This is a genomic window from Bacillus sp. ABP14 (assembly GCF_001831375.1).
Taxonomy (GTDB): Bacteria; Bacillota; Bacilli; order Bacillales; family Bacillaceae_G; genus Bacillus_A; species Bacillus_A paranthracis.
In genome coordinates this window covers 4,655,879-4,670,703 of record NZ_CP017016.1, presented here as the reverse complement: position 1 = coordinate 4,670,703, position 14,825 = coordinate 4,655,879, and the positions used below count along the sequence as shown (strand labels likewise).

At 36.1% G+C, this 14,825-nt stretch carries 13 protein-coding genes, 1 pseudogene and 1 other annotated feature; of the genes and pseudogenes, 7 read left to right on the top strand and 7 right to left on the bottom strand.

Annotated elements, in window-relative coordinates; translation table 11 throughout:
* Positions 1-304: 304 nt before the first annotated feature.
* Positions 305-1,738, bottom strand: coding sequence for an alanine/glycine:cation symporter family protein (locus BGI23_RS24535; protein ID WP_000227569.1), 1,434 nt, complete (start codon positions 1,736-1,738; stop codon positions 305-307).
* Positions 1,739-2,147: 409 nt separating this feature from the next.
* On the opposite strand from BGI23_RS24535, the gene BGI23_RS24525 reads away from it, so the two are divergent.
* From BGI23_RS24525 to nprB, 6 genes are all read left to right on the top strand, one after another.
* The gene (locus BGI23_RS24525) at positions 2,148-2,645 is read left to right on the top strand and encodes a cation:proton antiporter regulatory subunit (protein ID WP_001026067.1); all 498 of its coding nucleotides are present in this window, start codon (positions 2,148-2,150) and stop codon (positions 2,643-2,645) included.
* The gene (locus tag BGI23_RS24520) at positions 2,646-3,845 is read left to right on the top strand and encodes a cation:proton antiporter (protein ID WP_070807116.1); all 1,200 of its coding nucleotides are present in this window, start codon (positions 2,646-2,648) and stop codon (positions 3,843-3,845) included.
* Positions 3,846-4,022: 177 nt separating this feature from the next.
* Positions 4,023-4,457, top strand: coding sequence for a DUF3920 family protein (locus BGI23_RS24515; protein WP_000422827.1), 435 nt, complete (start codon positions 4,023-4,025; stop codon positions 4,455-4,457).
* Positions 4,458-4,569: 112 nt separating this feature from the next.
* Positions 4,570-4,980: a MarR family winged helix-turn-helix transcriptional regulator gene (locus BGI23_RS24510; RefSeq protein ID WP_000845456.1), complete on the top strand. Its 411-nt coding sequence runs from the start codon at positions 4,570-4,572 to the stop codon at positions 4,978-4,980.
* Positions 4,981-5,028: 48 nt separating this feature from the next.
* Complete coding sequence (locus BGI23_RS24505) at positions 5,029-5,727, top strand: pirin family protein (protein ID WP_000488941.1); 699 nt, start codon at positions 5,029-5,031, stop codon at positions 5,725-5,727.
* A gap of 156 nt (positions 5,728-5,883) precedes the next feature.
* Positions 5,884-7,533: a neutral protease NprB gene (nprB, locus tag BGI23_RS24500; protein ID WP_000745134.1), complete on the top strand. Its 1,650-nt coding sequence runs from the start codon at positions 5,884-5,886 to the stop codon at positions 7,531-7,533.
* A gap of 100 nt (positions 7,534-7,633) precedes the next feature.
* Here the strand turns inward: nprB and BGI23_RS24495 are convergent, their stop codons facing one another.
* The 4 genes from BGI23_RS24495 to BGI23_RS24480 form a co-directional block, all read right to left on the bottom strand.
* Positions 7,634-7,951 (bottom strand): metal-sulfur cluster assembly factor, encoded by a 318-nt coding sequence (locus tag BGI23_RS24495; RefSeq protein WP_000082520.1) that lies wholly within the window; start codon positions 7,949-7,951, stop codon positions 7,634-7,636.
* Between the two features lie 118 nt (positions 7,952-8,069).
* Positions 8,070-9,761: a methyl-accepting chemotaxis protein gene (locus BGI23_RS24490; RefSeq protein ID WP_070807115.1), complete on the bottom strand. Its 1,692-nt coding sequence runs from the start codon at positions 9,759-9,761 to the stop codon at positions 8,070-8,072.
* A 189-nt stretch (positions 9,762-9,950) separates the two neighbouring features.
* Entirely contained in the window at positions 9,951-11,645 is a 1,695-nt protein-coding gene (locus BGI23_RS24485) for a methyl-accepting chemotaxis protein (protein ID WP_070807114.1), read from the bottom strand.
* A 413-nt stretch (positions 11,646-12,058) separates the two neighbouring features.
* Positions 12,059-12,877: a class I SAM-dependent methyltransferase gene (locus tag BGI23_RS24480; protein ID WP_070807113.1), complete on the bottom strand. Its 819-nt coding sequence runs from the start codon at positions 12,875-12,877 to the stop codon at positions 12,059-12,061.
* Positions 12,878-12,991: 114 nt separating this feature from the next.
* Positions 12,992-13,262, top strand: a binding site (T-box leader).
* Between the two features lie 80 nt (positions 13,263-13,342).
* Here BGI23_RS24480 and BGI23_RS24475 point away from each other — a divergent pair.
* Positions 13,343-13,537, top strand: a pseudogene (locus BGI23_RS24475) (methionine--tRNA ligase); the annotation flags it as partial.
* Between the two features lie 41 nt (positions 13,538-13,578).
* Here BGI23_RS24475 and BGI23_RS24470 read toward each other — a convergent pair.
* Together BGI23_RS24470 and BGI23_RS24465 are read right to left on the bottom strand one after the other, a co-directional pair.
* On the bottom strand, positions 13,579-13,833 hold the full coding sequence (locus BGI23_RS24470) for a hypothetical protein (protein WP_000154154.1): 255 nt from the start codon (positions 13,831-13,833) through the stop codon (positions 13,579-13,581).
* Positions 13,834-13,905: 72 nt separating this feature from the next.
* Positions 13,906-14,808: an EamA family transporter gene (locus BGI23_RS24465; protein ID WP_000410500.1), complete on the bottom strand. Its 903-nt coding sequence runs from the start codon at positions 14,806-14,808 to the stop codon at positions 13,906-13,908.
* Positions 14,809-14,825: the final 17 nt, after the last annotated feature.

Sequence of the window (14,825 nt, the reverse complement as noted above, 5' to 3'; positions counted from 1 at the left end):
TATCAATTACTAATTTATAATAATTATAATGTAGTAATTCGTATAAATCAACCCTTTTGTTGGAATTAATTTGAACAAATTATGAACTGTTGTACATAAAAATCCCTATTACGTTGAAGTAATAGGGATTTTGTTTGATATATAGCTGTTGTTCTAAACGAGCTGCTTCCGCTTTTAGGTGATATCCAGCTTCAGCGGCTAGAATGTTCGGTGGCTTCGCTTTTTCCTGCGAGGCAAAGAGCGCCTCTACGTCAAAAGCTCCATCCCCCTCACATTCTGAGCAAGCCGCTTCCGCTTTTATTTGTTACACAGCCTTCTGTTTTTCTTCTACATCCTGTCCATCCCAGCACTCTGTATTTTGTAAGCCAGGGATAGAGCTTGCAATGAAAACAGGATCTTTTCCTTGTTTCTTTTGCTTCATATAGTCTACTAATGCTGCATAGGCGAATTTGCTTAGGAATGAGATGGCAATTAAGTTTGTCAATACCATTAGTCCCATGAATAAATCAGCTAAGCTCCAAACTGTTTGAAGGGCAGCGATTGATCCGAAGAATACCATTCCGACAACTGCAACGCGATAAATCATTAACCATGTTTTGCTTTCTTTAATAAATGCGATGTTTGTTTCACCATAATAGTAGTTTCCTAGTAAAGAACTGAACGCGAATAGGAAAATAATAATTGCTAAGAAAGTACTTGCCCATGGTCCGATTTGTGAACTTAATGCATTTTGTGTTAATTCGATACCTTGTAAGTTTGTTCCTTTGTAAAGGCCCGAACATAATACGATAAATGCTGTTGATGTACATACTAAGAACGTGTCTACGAAAACACCTAATGCTTGAACAAGTCCTTGTTTAACAGGGTGAGATACATCTGATGTTGCGGCTGCGTTAGGAGAGCTACCCATACCTGCTTCTGTTGCGAATAGACCGCGCTGAATTCCGAACTTAATTGCTGCTCCAATACCACCAGCGATAGCTTGGTCTAAGCCGAATGCACCATTAAATATTTCCATAAAAATGCTTGGTAACATAGTAAAGTTGTTAATAACAACAAAAATAGCCACACCAATATAAATGATTGCCATTGGCGGAACAATCATTTCCGTAATACGTGAAATGCTCTTAATACCACCGAAAATAATAACTGCAACTAATAAAGCTAATAGAGCTCCTACGATCGTTCGCTCTAGTCCAAAAGCATTTTCAAATGCTATTGTTACTGTGTTTGCTTGTACAGAGTTGAAAATTAATCCGTACGCAACTGTAATAAGAAGTGAGAACCAAACACCCATCCAGCGTTTGTTTAATCCTTTTTCCATATAATATGCTGGGCCACCACGGAATCTGCTTCCATCTTTTACTTTATAAATTTGCGCGAGCGTACATTCTACGAAACTAGTAGCTGCTCCAAGGATAGCGATAAACCACATCCAAAATACTGCGCCAGGTCCGCCCATTGAGATAGCTAATGCTACACCAGCTAAGTTTCCGATACCGATACGTGCAGCTGCACTTAAGCAAAATGCCTGGAACGGGGAGATACTATCTTTCTTTTTTTCTTTTCGATTAAATCCTTTACTAATTAAACCGACCATCTCACCGAAATGAGTAATTTGGACAAACTTCAATTTAAAAGAGAAATAAAGACCGAAGCCGATTAGCATTGCAATAAGAATATATGACCATAAAATATTATTCGTTACCTCAAGGAATCTGCTAAAGATATCAACCATATAATACACTTCCTTTTTTCCGTAATAAGAAAATTATATGCAAAAAATATACGAGAATCAATTTTTCTAAAAAATTATGTTACTTAAAGTTATTTTATGTTATGATTATGTTACATCATAATATTTTTAGAATTATTTACATTTTAAAAAACTAAATGTAAAGCGAGAAAGAGGGGATGATTTGAAAGAAGAAACTTTATGGAAAGTAAGCCTTAAGAGTTTGAAAATGAGAAGTAATATATTTTTTATCATTACATCTTTAAGTATCTTTTTAGGAGCCACTTATTATTACAATAAAAGATTTCCAAATCATAGGTATCCTGAATGGTTAGAGTTTCTAAAGTTGATTGGATGAATAAAAGACAGAAAAACAGAAAATTTAAATAAAAATTTTGTGGAGGAGCTAAATATGAATATTAGAGAAAGTGAACTTCCGGGTATTGGTTATAAATTTCAAATCGTTACGAAAGGTAACGAGAAGATGGTGATTGTTATTCATGATGACGGGCGTAGAGAAATGTATCATTTTGATTCAGACCATGAAGAAAGTATCTCAAGTATTTCATTACGTGACTCAGAGGCAAGACAAATTGCAGCCATATTAGGTGGAATGGTATATAAGCCGCGAGCATTAGAAAATGTTGAAATGGTTTTTGAAGGTTTAGCGATTGAGTGGTTTAAAGTAGAGAATGCAGCGCCAGCAATTGGAAAAACAATTGGTGATCTTGAAATAAGAAAAAACTATAGCGTAACGATTATTGCAGTTATGAAAAAGAATATGAAAAAGCTATTTAATCCAGGACCAGAAACAGTAATTGAGGAAGGCGATATGCTTGTAGTTTCAGGCGAGAGAGAAGAAATTAAAAAAATTATTAATGAGTTACTTTCGAATAGGGGGACTGACTAGATGGATACGTTAATTTTTGAAGTGGGTACAGCGTTAGTATTAGTTGCAATTGCGGCAGTAATTGCTGGAAAGTTTAAATTCTCAGTCATTCCGTTTCTAATTGTTCTTGGAATGTTAGTGGGGCCACACGCGCCGACAATTGGTGTGATCGATTTCAAGTTTATTGAAAGTGCAAGTGTCATTTCCTTCCTTGGACGGATTGGCGTTCTGTTTCTTCTGTTCTATCTAGGACTAGAATTTTCGATGAAAAAACTAATTAAATCTGGACGTTCTATTGCGATTGGCGGAACGATCTATATTTTAATTAACTTTTCACTTGGGTTATTGTACGGATTTATAATGGGATTCCCTTTACTAGAAATCTTAATTATTGCGGGGATTATTACGATTTCTTCTAGCGCTATCGTTGCAAAGGTGTTAGTGGATTTAAGAAGAACTGGTAATAATGAGACCGAATTAATTTTAGGAATTATCATGTTCGAAGATATATTCCTGGCTGTATATTTATCAGTCGTTTCTGGATTAGTTCTAGGGGATCACGCTTCATTCTTGGGTGCCCTTACTTCAATTGGAATTGCTTTAGGATATATGCTTCTATTCTTTATTGTAGCTAGAAAGGCGACGCCGTTATTAAATAAATTGCTCAATATTAGTTCGGATGAAATTTTCATTATTGTAGTATTTGCTTCATTATTCTTTATTGCAGGTTTCTCGGAAACAATTCACGTTGCTGAAGCAATTGGAGCACTTCTTTTAGGGTTAGTTTTCTCTGAGACAGAGCATAGTGACAGAATGGAACATCTCGTTGTTCCATTTAGAGATTTTTTCGGAGCTATTTTCTTCTTCAGTTTCGGATTAAGCATTGATCCGTTCTCACTGGGCGGAGCGATATGGTTAACGTTAGGTGCTGTCCTTCTTACAATCATCGGAAACTTTATAGCAGGGATGATTGCAGGACGACAAGCTGGATTATCTCATAAAGCGTCAACAAATATTGGATTAACAATCGTTTCAAGAGGAGAATTCTCCATCATTATGGCCAATATCGGTATCGCTGGTGGTTTAATGTCAGTCTTGAAGCCATTTTCAGCACTATACGTGCTTATACTATCTATCTTAGGTCCACTTCTGACGAAAGAGTCAAAGAATGTATATAAATTTTTAAATAAAGTCTTTAAGTGGGATACGAAGACTAACTAAATTAAAAAAATAAAAGTAAAAGATATGTATGAAAAAGTGATTACGGAAAAGGAATCTATGTCGATATAGATTCCTTTTTGATTGGCATTTTTTCAAGGATGAAAGAATACGTTTAATATTTACCATATTGTGGCATACATATAGAAAAAGGGTGCTTGGAAAGGGGAATAAAGAGAAATGGAACTCCAGTTTCAAAATGTATATCAACAGGTGGAGAATTGGTATGTGTTGGATTCGGAGCTTCCTTGGGATGTCAAAAGGCTTAGAGACGATTTATTTTCACTGATTGAAGTATGTAAAACGCCAGTTATTTTTTGTGATACGTGTGATGCGAATCATGTGCTTTTATCACTAGGAGAAGAGGAAGAAGAGTTTTTATTTCCGGTAGGTGGTTTTTATCATAAAAAAAAACAATTAATTTTTGTTTGTATGTGGGAAGAGTATGAGCAAGTGCTCAAAACACTGCTGCATGAATTTCGTCATGCGATGCAACATAAGAGAGATGTATTGTATGTTGGAAGTGAATTGTACGAAGATAGATGGATTGAGAAAGATGCGAGAAAGTTCGCGGAGAGGAAGCTGGATGAATATAAAAATAGAAAGTTAATGTAAAGCATAGTGGAGAAATGACGCTGTGCTTTCTTTGTTTCTTACTAAAAATAAGTAATTGACTTTTATAAAGTTTAGTTCTAAACTAATGGTATAAAACGAGCGAGGTGATGAAATGAAAACAGAAGATAGACTAGGTTTACTACTATGGTTTCGTTTATCACGTTTTTATAATAAAAGTATTCGTGAGACGAATCAGCATTTGAAAGAATGGAATGTATCTGCCGCGCAGTTTGATGTACTAGCTCAAGTTGGAGGGCATGATCGTTTAACGCAGCAAGAGCTTGGAAATAAGCTATTTGTTACGAAGGGTAATATTACGCAGCTTTTAAATAAAATGGAGCAACTCGAGTGGATTCGTCGTGAACAAGAAGGTACTACAAAATATATTTCGTTAACTGAAAAGGGAAAAGCTTTATATGAAGAAATCGTCCCGCCTCAAGAAACATTTCAAGCGGAGCAGTTTCAAAATTTAAATGTAGAAGAACAACATCAATTATTACAATTACTAAAAAAGTTACAGTAAAAAATTTTAAAATAAATCTTGAATTCGAGATAATATGAGGTGAAGGGTATGTTTAGAAAAGTTGATCATAAAAATATGGGAAGAGCAAATCACGGTTGGTTAAATACACATTTTCATTTTTCCTTTGCAAATTATTATAATCCTAATAACATGAACTTTGGTGCATTACGTGTAATTAATGATGACCTAGTAGCACCGCAAACTGGCTTTGATATGCATCCACACCGCGATATGGAAATCATTTCGTATGTTGTAGACGGTGCTTTAACACATGAAGATAGCATGGGGAACCGCGGAACAATTGAGCGAGGACATGTTCAATATATGAGTGCTGGCACAGGTGTATTTCATAGTGAGCATAATTTAGGAAATGAAACACTACGTTTATTACAGATTTGGATTTTACCAGACCGTGCAGATCATAAGCCAAACTATGGTGAATTTAAATTTGATTGGAGTAAGCGTGAAAACGAATGGTTCCATATGGTATCTCCATTAGAAGGAGAGGCTCCAATTCAAATTCATCAAGATGCGAATTTATATTCTTTATCGTTAGAAGCAGGAAAAGAAATTCATTTTCCTGTGAAAGAAGGTCGTCAGTTGTATGTTGTTCAAATTGAAGGAAGTAGTGTAATCAATGGTGAGACACTTGTTATGCGTGATGCGGCAGAAGCGATTGAAGAAGATATTCATATTGAAGCGAAAGAGCAATCACACTATTTAGCAATTGAATTGAAAAAGCAATAAAATGTTTATAAAAAAGAGGACGTCCGATAGGATGTCCTCTTTTTTTGAGTGGAATTGTCAGAAAAAACTTTCTCAAATTATGGAAAAAGGTATTAGCTAAAAAAATAAGAATTGTATAAAAGTGTCAAAAATCTTTAGGGAATGGGGAATGTTATAGTGAAAAAGCAAGTCATTTCATCAGCATTAGCGTTAACTGTTATCGCCGGGGGATTTGGAACATTTGGAGCAACGACAACGAAAGCGGAAGAACAAAAAATTCAATACCATCAAGAATTTAAAACGCCTGCATACATAGGTGAAGAATGGAAAGCACCGGAAGGACTAGATAAAAAAGAAACGGTCTTTCAATATTTAGAGAGTAAGAAAGATATGTTCAAATTAGCAGGAAATATTGATAAACACTTTAATGTCGTTGGGGAAGAAAAAGATGCTGAATCCGGTACAACACACGTGAAGCTAGTTGAGAAACATAATAACATTCCTGTGTACGGTTCAGATCAAACAGTTACACTAGATAAAGAGAATAATGTAAAAGCATTCTTCGGACAAGTTATTCCGAATTTAGAGGATAAAAATATTCCTGCATTTGCAAAGATTAGTGCAGAGCAAGCAGAAACAATTGCAAAGGCAGATATTGAAAAAGAAGTTGGTAAAGTAAAGAATTATGACGGTGTGAAAAAAGATTTATATGTGTATGAAAAAGATGGAAATTACTATCTTGCATACTTAGTGAAAGCATCGATTTCAAAGCCAGCTCCAGGGTATTGGCATTATTTTGTTGATGCGACAAATGGAAATGTGATTGAGAAATATAACGCTGTAGATCACATTACTGGATTTGGTTACGGAGTATTAGGTGCTAGACAATCATTTGAAATTGCTCAAGATGAGAAAACAGGACAATTCAACTTGTTTGATGGTAAACGAGGACAAGGTATTCATACATTTGACGCAGAAAATATGGATGAAAACTTGTTTAATTTATTCTCGCAATGGCTTGGATATACAGGAGAAGAAGTTGAAAGTAAATCTAAGTTCTTCGAAGATAAAGCTGCAGTTGATGCGCATGTAAATGCAGGAAAAGTGTATGATTACTACAAAAAGACATTTAATCGTAACTCTTTCGATGATAAAGGTGCAAAGCTAATTTCTACTGTTCACGTTGGAGAAAGCTGGAATAACGCAGCTTGGAACGGTGTGCAAATGATGTATGGTGATGGCGATGGTAAAACATTCATTCCATTATCTGCTGGACTAGATGTTATCGGTCACGAATTAACGCATGCTGTCACTGAGCATACAGCAAATCTTGTTTATAAAAATGAGCCGGGTGCGTTAAATGAATCGTTATCTGATATTATGGGTGTTATGGTTGAGAAGAAGAGCTGGGATTTAGGTGCTGACATTTATACACCTGGTAAACCTGGTGATGCACTTCGTTCATTGAAAGATCCAGCGTCTATTCCAAACCCATTAAAACCAGGTGAAGGTTACCCAGATCATTACAATAAACGCTACACTGGAACAGCTGATAATGGCGGCGTTCATATTAACAGTAGCATTAACAATAAAGCTGCATACTTAGTATCTGAAGGCGGGGAGCATTACGGCGTGAAAGTAACAGGAGTAGGCCGTGAAGCGACAGAAAAAATTTATTACCGTGCTCTTACGAAATATTTAACTGCAAACTCTGACTTTAAGATGATGCGTCAAGCAGCACTTCAGTCAGCTGAAGATTTATATGGTAAAAACTCTAAAGCTGTACAAGCTGTAACGAAAGCTTATGATGCAGTAGGCGTAAAATAATAAGAGAAAAAGACCTGACTAGGATGTCAGGTCTTTCTTTATCCCGCTTTTATGGGCAGTGGGGATGAGGAACCCCCCACTGATTCAAGTTTCACTTTATTTAGTCGCGAATACCTAATGCGATTTTCGCCATACGTGACATACGTTCTTTAGACCAGGGCGGATTCCATACGACATTTACTTCTATTTCATTGACTTCAGGTACGTTCGTTGATAATACTTTTTTAACGTCTGATACAATTTGCCCAGCCATTGGACAACCGATAGAAGTCATCGTCATCGTAATGATAGCATTATTATTTTCATCTGCTGTGACGTCATAAACTAATCCAAGATTAATAATATCAACACCGAGTTCAGGGTCAATAACAGCTTCTAAGTTTGCATATAACTTTTCTTCAAATGCTTGTTGTGACATGTGTAGCACCCCCTACATATTAATGATATCGATTCTCATTATAACGGATATATGCATAAAGTGCAGGAAATGAGCTCAAAAAAATATTCCTCTTGGAAGAGGAATATTTTGGGAATAGCTATTCAGTTTTAAAATGAGATACGAGTTGATCTAATTCTTCAACTGTTTGTTTCATTTGTTTAGCTGTTTGTGTCATCTCATTCATCGTAACGACTTTTTTCTCAGCAGATTGTGCTGTTGCCGCTGTTTCACTAGATACTTCAGTAGAAATAGAAGCGATGTTATTCAGTGAAGCGTTCATTTCTTCAGCACTTGCAGCCATTTCTTCAGCAGTTGCTGAGATGTCTTGCATTTGAGTAGATACTTTGTTTACTTGTTCTACAATTGTTGTGAAAGAATTGCCAGCTTCACGAATAACATGAATGCCTTCAGATGCTTCAGAACGACCTTGTGACATCATAGAGCTCGCAGTTTCAGTGTCTTGTTGAATTTGATGTAATAATTGGTTAATATCTGTTGCCGCTGTTTTAGATTGTTCAGCAAGTTTTCGAACTTCATCAGCCACGACAGCGAAGCCTTTTCCTTGTTCGCCAGCACGAGCTGCTTCGATAGAGGCATTTAAAGCAAGTAAGTTTGTTTGCTCTGCAATATTAGAAATAGATTGTACAGCTGTATCAATATATTTCGTGTGAGTGATTAGACGTTCGACCACTTCTGACGTAGCATTTACCGCGTCGTGTATCGTTGTCATTTGTGAAACAGATTTTTGAATAACAGTACTTCCGTCGTTAGCTTGTTCAGATGTAACTACAGCAAGCTCAGTTACAGATGAAGCAGATTCAGCAATGCGCTGAACGCTTACTGCCATATCGTCCATTGCAGTTGAGCTTTCTTCCATGCTAGAGGCTTGAGATTGAATACTTTCATTTAAGTTGGACATCGAGCTTTGAACTCTTATCGTTGCCTCACGTGATATATTTGTCTTTTCTAGCATATTTTCAGAAGCGTTTTGTACTTCCACAGATGTTTTTTGAACACGATTAATGATATGTTGTAGATTTTCTAACATTTTATTAAATGATGTTGCAATCGTACCAATTTCATCATTACTATTTACTTGTAGACGGGCTGTTAAGTCACCTTCTTGAGATGATAATTCTTTTAGCTTGCTATCAATTTGTTGAATTGGTTTTACAAGTTTACCAGAGAACCACCATGCAAGTGTGATAGCTACGATAATACAAATAACAAGTGATAGGAAGATAACATATTCAATTTGTAACGAAGATTGATCGATTTTTTCGATAGATTGATCACGTAACTTAGCTTGTTCATTACTATAATTTGTGAAGTCACCAATTACTTTATAAACAGTACCATTTTCTGCATAAGCTACTTGCAAAGCTTCTTCCCACTTTTGTTCTTTTGCGAGAGTGAAAACTTTTTCTTCAATAAATTTTCTCCAAGTCGATCCTGATTCCATTGTATCTTTCACGGATTGAGAAATATTTGGATTAGAAAGAAGTTTATCTTTTGAATCCTCCAAACGTTTACTCATCTCATTAAACTTGTCTAATTCGACTTGATCATGTTGTAATAAATAACCTCTTAAAGCAGAAAGTTGTACTTGATAAGCGTCTCCACGTTCTTTCAATTCTGTTGCTAGAGGGGAAATTTCTTTTTGTAAAGCTTGAGCTTGATGAGATTGATCAATAGCAAAAAATAAAATAAAAGCTAAGGCGATGCCAAATAAAGCGCAAATCGTTCCCATCATGAACATTAGTTTTTTTCGAATGCTAATAAAATTCATATGATAAAAAGCCTCCTTTGTGAAATCTTAGTATTAGAATTAATAAATTTAAAAAATTGAAAGAAAGCTTTACTCCGTCTGGAACAAAGCTTTCTTCTTTCCTTTAGGAATTATAGCAGACGGAATGAGAGATAGAAAGAGATATTTTAAAGTGAAAAAAGAGAGATTGTAAATCTCTCTTTTTTCACTTTAAGCATTTGTTTTGAAATGAGAAACGAGAACTTCAAGTTCTTGTACGGTCGTTTTCATTTCAGATGCTTTTTTAGCAACGACACTCATTTTGTTTACTTGGTCACCAGCTGAAGTTGCTGTTTGTGATGTTTCGGCGGCAACTTCATTTGAAATAGAAGCGATGTTATTTAAAGCTGCAATCATTTCTTCAGAACTTGCGGCCATTTCTTCAGCAGTTGCAGACATTTCTTGCATTTGTGTAGAAACTTTGTTAATGTGGTTAACAATTTCTGAGAATGAAGATCCAGCAGTACGAATGACTGTAATGCCTTCAGAAGCCTCTGACTGACCTTGCATCATCATTTCAGATGCTATTTTTGTATCTGCTTGAATTTGATGAAGTAAATGGTTAATATCAGTTGCTGCTAGCTGAGATTGTTCAGCAAGCTTTCGTACTTCATCGGCAACAACAGCGAAGCCTTTTCCATGTTCACCAGCACGAGCCGCTTCAATGGAAGCATTTAAAGCGAGTAAATTTGTTTGTTCCGCGATATTAGAAATAGATTGAAGTGCAGTATCAATATGATTTGTATGTGTAATGAGTCGTTCTACTACTTGTGATGTAGCGTTCACAGCTTCATTAATGGTATGCATTTGTGTAATAGATTTCTCAATGACTTTATTCCCACTATCAGCTTTTTCTGAAGTAGTAACAGCTAGGCTAGCAACAGAAGATGCGGATTCTGCAATACGTTGAACACTCGTTGCCATATCGTCCATTGCAGTTGAACTTTCTTCGATGCTGGAGACTTGTGAACGAATATTATGCTCAAGAGCATTCATAGTTTCCTCAGTTTTTGCTGTATTTTCCATAGAAGCAGTTGTTTCGATAAACACATTTTCAGATGCTTCTTTTACACTTGTTGATGTTTGTTGCACTTGTTTTATTATACGTTGTAAATTAGCGAGCATTTGATTAAAGGAATTGGCGATATCACCGATTTCATCTTTACTCGTTACGTGCAACCTAGCAGTTAAATCACCATCTTGAGAAGCTAATTCTTTTAATTTCTCATCAATTTGTCGTATCGGTTTAACGAGTTTACCAGAGAACCACCATGCTAATAAAATAGATGTTACTGTACATGTAATAAGTGAGAAGAAAATAATATATTGAATAAGAGATGAAGAAGATTCTACGTCAGCAATTAATGCGTCACGTTTATCATTTTCTTCATTTGCATATTTCGTAAAACGACTTAAAAGGTCGTTTACATAATCAGTTTGAGCTAAAGCGATTTTGGATGCTTCGTCCCATTTTCCTTCGCGAGCGAGAGGGAGGACTTCATTATCAATGACGCTTCGCCATTTTCCGCCCATTAAAATAGCTTCTTTCATTCCTTCCGAAAGTTTTTTATCATTAGTTACTTTTTCTCTCGTATCGGCTAGTTTTTTTCCTTCTCGGTTGAATTTATCCAATCCTTTTTGATCATGTGATAGTAAATATTCTTGTAAACCAGCAACTTGTGCTTGGAACCAATCGCCACGTTCTTTTAAAATGGTTGCTCTTTTAGATACATCATTTTTTAAGGTTTCGACTTCATTTGCTTGATTCATGGCGAATGAAAGAATAACAATAAGAGCAATGCTAAATAAGGAACAAATACTTAAGAGTGTGAACAGTAGTTTTTTTCGAATGCTAACATATTTCATCGTTACCCCTACCTTTTAAAAAACTATTTATTATAATTTATAAATATTTATACAGAGTTAATAAAAACATTATTATGAAGTTATTAATCTGTTCAATGAAAATTATAGCAGATAATGGAAGATAGCAAATCAGTATGAGTAAATGTTCTTAAAATGTATACATTTGTATATCAAAAAATTCATAAATAAAAATTAGAAATGCTATTGTAATTTGAAAAAACATCATGTATACTTCTAATTAGTTGATAACGATTATCAGTATCAACTAAAGACATTACTCTTCGTTATGTTGGTCATACCCCTTTTTGACGACGTAAGTCAGAGACGAAATGTTGAAATATCTTGTGTCCTATTCTACAGAATTATGGTAATCTCCAACCTCAACTTATATGCGTGAGCATGCAAAAAGGATCCTATCCGTGAAGGGATCCTTTTTTGCATGCTGTCGCAATTAATGTATAGAGACCCGGCACATGCTCTTCCATTCCTTCCGGTGCAGTAGAAGGGAAGACCCATCTTTGGTGGGGTCCATGTTCTTCAACTAGTTTTTCAATTTTAAAATGTTCCCCCGCAAGAGTTGTAATAATTTCTCCTAGCGTCCAGCGACGGATGGTTGTTTTAGGTAACGATTCTTTCTGCGCTTCTGTAAGAAGGATGCTATAAGCAACATCATCTTCAATTAATCCTTCATCAAAATAATTTCCATTTGCTCGAAATGATGGGTGGTCGACTCCTAATAATTTAGTATAAACAGGGTGATAGTCACGAAGGATCAGCATTCCATCTTCTTTAAGTAAAGTAGCAATTTTTTGAAAGAGCGGTTTTAAATCTAAAAAATAATGGAGTACACCGAGTTCCAGCAATACGATATCAAATGATTCGGAGAGCTGCGCATGTAATACATCAGAAACGACATACTGTATAGAGACACCTGCTGCTTCTGCAAGTTCATTTGCATATTTTGCATTACTTGCTGAAATATCAACAACTGTTACGTCAGCTCCTAAAAGAGCGAGAGCAACAGCTTTATTCCCTTTTGATCCGAGTAAATTAATAATACGTTTTCCTGTTGGAGATTGTATGTAAGGTAAATAGTGATTTACCTCGCGCATAGGGTCTTCCATGATTTTTTTCGCATAATCAGCTGGTGCCCCGTGGCGATTCGTCCAAGCTTCATAAGCAGCTGCATTCCAGCTTTTTTCATTACGTGCGCTTAGTTGTTTTTGATTCAATTATATCACTCCTTTTGTGAACGTATAGGTATTCGGCGAGAGGGTGGGATTTCCTTTTCTTTTTGGATAAAAGTTTGATTTTTCTGTTATTAAGTCGTACAATACGTGTTATATACAAAAGCGTTGAAAAGGAAAAGTAGAATGAAAGCATTCTGTCCAGAGAGCTTCGGTAGCTGAGAAGAAGCAAGAATATTCATTTGAACAATGGCCTTTGAGCTTCGTCCTGAACTTATCAAATGATAATAGTAGGCGGCGACGAGAGTTGGTACTCGTTATCAAAACCACAGTATAAGAGCATATAGCTCCGTATTTGTTAAGGCTAATTATGTGAGTAATTGGCGAAATAAGGTGGTACCGCGACTGTTTATACAGCCCCGCCCTTATCTTTTTTTAGATAGGGGCGGGGCTTTTTATATTTAAAAGGAGGAATGTAAGATGAGTATTTTTATTGGAGGCGCTTGGCCGTATGTAAATCTCCTTGAACCGTTTTTACCATTTTCAAGTGAAAAAATTAGAAACACATTATCGATTGTGAACCGAAATTGGGAGCCTCAAAACACGTTGCCGAATAGAATTGATAGCGTGCAGCCACTATTTGAACGGATTGATGTAAAACAAATTGAGCATGAGATAGAGAAATTATATGGAGCAGTAAAGTGAGATAGAGAAAAAGACCTTTCAAATACATGAAAGGTCTTTTGTTATGCAGTAGGATTCTCTTTCTTATCTTTTAAGAAGAACAGCACAGCAAGGATTACGAGAATAATAGCTGCAATATCATATGTTATTTTGAATGTGGTATTAAAGTTTAAGTACTCTACTAAAGGAGTTTTGACTGCCCCAGCATATATGCAAATGGGAATGAGGAGCACATCGTAAAATTTCTTTTCTTTCATATATCTTATTAGGAAGAAGATACACATAATAGCAAAAAAGGCTACGCTTAAAATAGTCATTTATACCTCCAAATAGATTTAAAATTATATCACATTGTAACTGCATTTACATTTATATGCAAGTTGCTATTTTCATGCGCTATGCACGCTACTCTGATTCTTTTCTTTCCTAGCCGTAAGTAACTGAGGAGTGAAAATCCCAAGTAGTATAAAGATGATCCCAATCCACTGCATAAACGTTACGACTTCATGTACAAGTGTAATAGAAGCGATAATGGCGGTTGGTAATTCAGCTGCTCCTAGTATTGTACCAAGTCCTGTTCCTACTTTCGGTACACCAATTGAAAAACAAATGACAGGTACGACAACGCCGAACAACCCGAGGAAGAAAGCATATTTCCAAAGGCCGGCTTGCAGGGCACCATCGGTTAAAAAGGTTGGCGGGAAGAATAGGCATACGATAAGAGTAGCGCTTGTTGTCATAAGAAAGCTTTTCGTATAAGGCGGAACTTCTGTAGCAACACGCCCGCTTGCAAAAACATAGAATGAAAAAGAGACAGCGGCTAATAGACCAAAGATCATACCTTTCGTGGAAAAGCTTTGCCCGAGGCCTTCAAAGACACCGCCTGCAAACAATGTACCAGTAAATAAAATAATGATAGATATAACTTTCTCACGGCTTGGAAATGTTCGGTTTGCAATTGCTTCAATAACAACACCAATCCATGTGAACTGGAAAAGTAGGACGACAGCGATAGATGCTGGTAGTTCTTCTACAGAAATAGCGTAGAAGATACCGGTCATACTCATCGTTGTGCCAACTGTTAGTAAGGAAAAGAATTGCTTTTTTGTTACTTTATGACGTGAAACGAAAAGAACGAGCAGAAGAAGACCGATCCACCCGAAGACATATTGACCTCCTAATAGTTGATGGGCTGAAAATCCATCAATGAATCCGAGTTTGAAAATAGTTGAAAGTACGCCGTAGCTACAAGCTCCGAATAAAACGAGTAATGAATACTTAAATTTCTCCATGAAAATCCTCCTTTTAC

Bases quoted from the DNA above. Each gene is read 5' to 3' on its own strand.
- BGI23_RS24520 (WP_070807116.1), top strand. From the start codon at position 2,646: ATGGATACGTTAATTTTTGAAGTGGGTACAGCGTTAGTATTAGTTGCA.
- BGI23_RS24535 (WP_000227569.1), bottom strand. From the start codon at position 1,738: ATGGTTGATATCTTTAGCAGATTCCTTGAGGTAACGAATAATATTTTA.
- BGI23_RS24525 (WP_001026067.1), top strand. From the start codon at position 2,148: ATGAATATTAGAGAAAGTGAACTTCCGGGTATTGGTTATAAATTTCAA.
- BGI23_RS24485 (WP_070807114.1), bottom strand. From the start codon at position 11,645: ATGAAATATGTTAGCATTCGAAAAAAACTACTGTTCACACTCTTAAGT.
- BGI23_RS24515 (WP_000422827.1), top strand. From the start codon at position 4,023: ATGGAACTCCAGTTTCAAAATGTATATCAACAGGTGGAGAATTGGTAT.
- BGI23_RS24510 (WP_000845456.1), top strand. From the start codon at position 4,570: ATGAAAACAGAAGATAGACTAGGTTTACTACTATGGTTTCGTTTATCA.
- BGI23_RS24465 (WP_000410500.1), bottom strand. From the start codon at position 14,808: ATGGAGAAATTTAAGTATTCATTACTCGTTTTATTCGGAGCTTGTAGC.
- BGI23_RS24495 (WP_000082520.1), bottom strand. From the start codon at position 7,951: ATGTCACAACAAGCATTTGAAGAAAAGTTATATGCAAACTTAGAAGCT.
- BGI23_RS24490 (WP_070807115.1), bottom strand. From the start codon at position 9,761: ATGAATTTTATTAGCATTCGAAAAAAACTAATGTTCATGATGGGAACG.
- BGI23_RS24470 (WP_000154154.1), bottom strand. From the start codon at position 13,833: ATGACTATTTTAAGCGTAGCCTTTTTTGCTATTATGTGTATCTTCTTC.
- BGI23_RS24505 (WP_000488941.1), top strand. From the start codon at position 5,029: ATGTTTAGAAAAGTTGATCATAAAAATATGGGAAGAGCAAATCACGGT.